Source organism: Candidatus Neomarinimicrobiota bacterium (genome assembly GCA_041862535.1).
Classification (GTDB): Bacteria; Fidelibacterota; Marinisomatia; order SCGC-AAA003-L08; family TS1B11.
Map to the genome: position 1 here is coordinate 1 of JBGVTM010000370.1, position 2837 is coordinate 2837.

Consider the following 2837-nt stretch of genomic DNA (forward strand, 5'->3'; position numbering starts at 1 on the left):
CGTGGCTCTGCTCACCGGTGTGCTGGCCTACACCCCACCTACCCGTCTGGAAGCTTCAGCGGCCTGGTCGGATGAGCAGGACGGCTGGATCGTGACGTTGGATTCCAGCACACCCCTGCGGCAGTACCACGCCTTCTTCTTCGATACCCGGGGTAGGCTGGTGGACCGGTTCAGCCACCGATCCAAACAACCGGCCAGCAGGCGGCAGCAGTTCGTAGTGCCTGGAAATTCCGGCCAACGGCGTATCGTCCAGATCATCGGGATAGATCGCTGGGGGGCCCGACTGGAACCGGTTCATCTCAGCCTCTTTCCCGAAGAGGATACCACCAACCAGCGCAAATTTGAGCTCCAGATCGAACATCTGGACAACGGGATCATATTTCAGGTCAGTAGTGACTATTACCTACCGGTATCGCCCGAGATCCTCCTGCGCACTGGTGAGGGTATCCAACGATACCCTACCCGGATGGTCAGCCCGGTGGATTTCGTCTCTCCCACACTTTGTCTGGCCCGGGTAGTCGGTCTGAAAGAGGTGATCATTCGGGTAAACCTGAACCCGGCTTACGAGGTGCGCTTTCCAGTTGCTGGGGCCGTGATTGCTCCCGCGGAGCGGGGACGGCTTGCCGATCCGAGCGGGAACACCCTGCTGGAATTTCATCCGGAAACGTTCTACGACAGTACCTTCGTCTGGTTTTCCCCGGCCGATGTATCCCCGCCTGACGGCTCACGGTTCGTGATGCTCCCTGTGAAGGTCGGACCCTTCACCCGGCCTTTTAAAGAACCGATGGGACTGCAGATGCTGGTTCCCACCACTCGCCTCCTGCCGGACCATGCCGGTATATTCTACCTGGACCAGAAGACCGGCTGGGAGTTCATGACACCCGCCGGTCCCACGGACCCGGACAACCTTATCGAGACCCGGACCTATCGTGCCCTGACCACCAGCGCGGAGGTTTTCGCCCTCCTGGAAGAAACGGAACCACCACTCATCGAACTCAAGGCACCGGGAAATGGTGCCACCTATCGCCGGCGGGACCTGCGCCGGATTCATTTCAACGTCGAGGACCGCGTGGCTGGGATCAAGGACGAAACGGCCATTTCATTGACCCTGGACCGCAAGCCTCGGATCTTCGAGTACAATACCTTCCGGAAGGCCGTGACCTACGAACTACCGGCCCCGCTCCAGCGGGGAGAACATGAAATCGTGATTACCGCCAGCGACCAGCTGGGCAATACCGCCACCAGGACAGTCACCTTCTATATCAGGTAATGTTCATTCCCTATAAAGACGATAACCCTCGCATCCTCATTCCGTACGTGACTTACGCCATCCTGGCAGTGAATGTGCTGATCTTTATCTACCAGATTCTCCTGACAGGCACCGTAGCCCAGCACGCCTTCACCCTCCGTTTTGGTCTCGTCCCGGCTTATTTCTGGAGTGGGGATGCCCAGGCAGTCCTCGAATACAATCGGGAGCTGCTGAGCCGCTTCTACCAGCGAGCCCTTTTAAGCGACCTCGCGGAGGTGCAGCTACTGCCGCGTCCGGTGACCTTGTTCACCTCCCCCTTCCTGCACGCCGGTTGGATGCATATTATCGGCAACATGCTCTTTCTCTACGTCTTCGCCGATAATGTGGAGGGAGCTCTGGGGCATGTAAGGTTCGCTCTGTTCTATCTCCTGACGGCGCTTGCCGCCGGGCTGTTGCACCTGATGGTCGTCCCCAGCAGCATGGTCCCGGTGGTAGGTGCCAGCGGGGCCATCTCAGGGGTAATGGGTGGCTATCTGGTGCGCTATCCCCGCGTACGGATCCACGTACTGGTTTTCATCTTCATTTTCATCACCACTCTGCGCCTGCCTGCCACTATTGTTCTCGGAATGTGGTTCCTGATACAGGCCATCTACGGCCTGGTGAGTCTGCCGATGCAGCTGTCGGGCGGCGTAGCGTGGTTCGAGCATATCGGCGGGTTTGCAGCTGGTTTTTCCTACATGGCAATTTCGACACGGGGCCGTAAATTCCGTTTCAAGCATGGTGGATATTTCTGAGCTAATTGCACAGGCGCGCTTGGCCCAAGCGCGAGCTAGAGCGCCCCACAGCGGCTATCCTGTAGGTGCCGCCGTCCTGGCTGACTCTGGTAAGATCTACCCCGGATGCAACATTGAGTCCGATGCCTTTCCCACCACCATCTGCGCCGAACGCGTGGCCATTTTCGGGGCCATTGCTGCGGGCGAGACCGGCTTCAAGGCCCTGGCCATTGTCTCCAATGATGGCTGCGGCTTGCCTTGCGGCGCCTGCCGCCAGGTGATTTACGAACAATGCGGCGAGATCCCCATCTACGTGCTGGGGCCTGACCGACAGTCTCGAAAAGAGTTCTCCACAGCACAACTCCTACCCTACCCCTTTGACCTCAAGAAAACCTAAATCCAACGCCATACTGATCGGGATTGCGGGAGGTACAGGCTCGGGTAAAACCTCCATCGCCAAAGCGCTGATGAAAGAACTGGGACGCGAGGATGTAGTGGTGCTGGAGCAGGATTCCTATTATCATGACCTGGGCCATCTACCCCCCGCCGAGCGGATGTACGTGAACTTTGACCACCCCGATTCGGTGGATTTCAAGCGCATGCAGCAAGACTTGAAAGCGCTCCTGGCTGGCAAATCGGTGGATGTTCCCATCTATGATTACTCAGCGCATACTCGTAAGGCCGAAACCCGGCATCTCAGCGGGCACCAACTTATTGTCCTGGAAGGTATTCTAGTGCTGGCTGATCCTGCAGTTCGGGAGCTCATGGACATCAAAATTTATGTGGATACCGCCGACGATGTCCGCATCATCCGC

The 2837-nt window shown here is 57.9% G+C and carries 4 protein-coding genes; all 4 read left to right on the forward strand.

Annotation, left to right across the window (positions count from 1 at the left end; all coding sequences use genetic code 11):
- Positions 1–1270: hypothetical protein (locus tag ACETWG_13415; protein ID MFB0517582.1), on the forward strand; the 1270-nt coding region annotated here is incomplete at its 5' end.
- Positions 1270–2043, forward strand: coding sequence for a rhomboid family intramembrane serine protease (locus ACETWG_13420; GenBank protein ID MFB0517583.1), 774 nt, complete (start codon positions 1270–1272; stop codon positions 2041–2043). The genes ACETWG_13415 and ACETWG_13420, both read left to right, overlap by 1 nt.
- A 19-nt stretch (positions 2044–2062) precedes the next feature.
- Positions 2063–2419 (forward strand): cytidine deaminase, encoded by a 357-nt coding sequence (locus tag ACETWG_13425; protein ID MFB0517584.1) that lies wholly within the window; start codon positions 2063–2065, stop codon positions 2417–2419.
- A partial coding sequence (gene udk / locus ACETWG_13430; GenBank protein ID MFB0517585.1) for a uridine kinase occupies positions 2400–2837 on the forward strand: 438 nt, incomplete at its 3' end. The genes ACETWG_13425 and udk, both read left to right, overlap by 20 nt.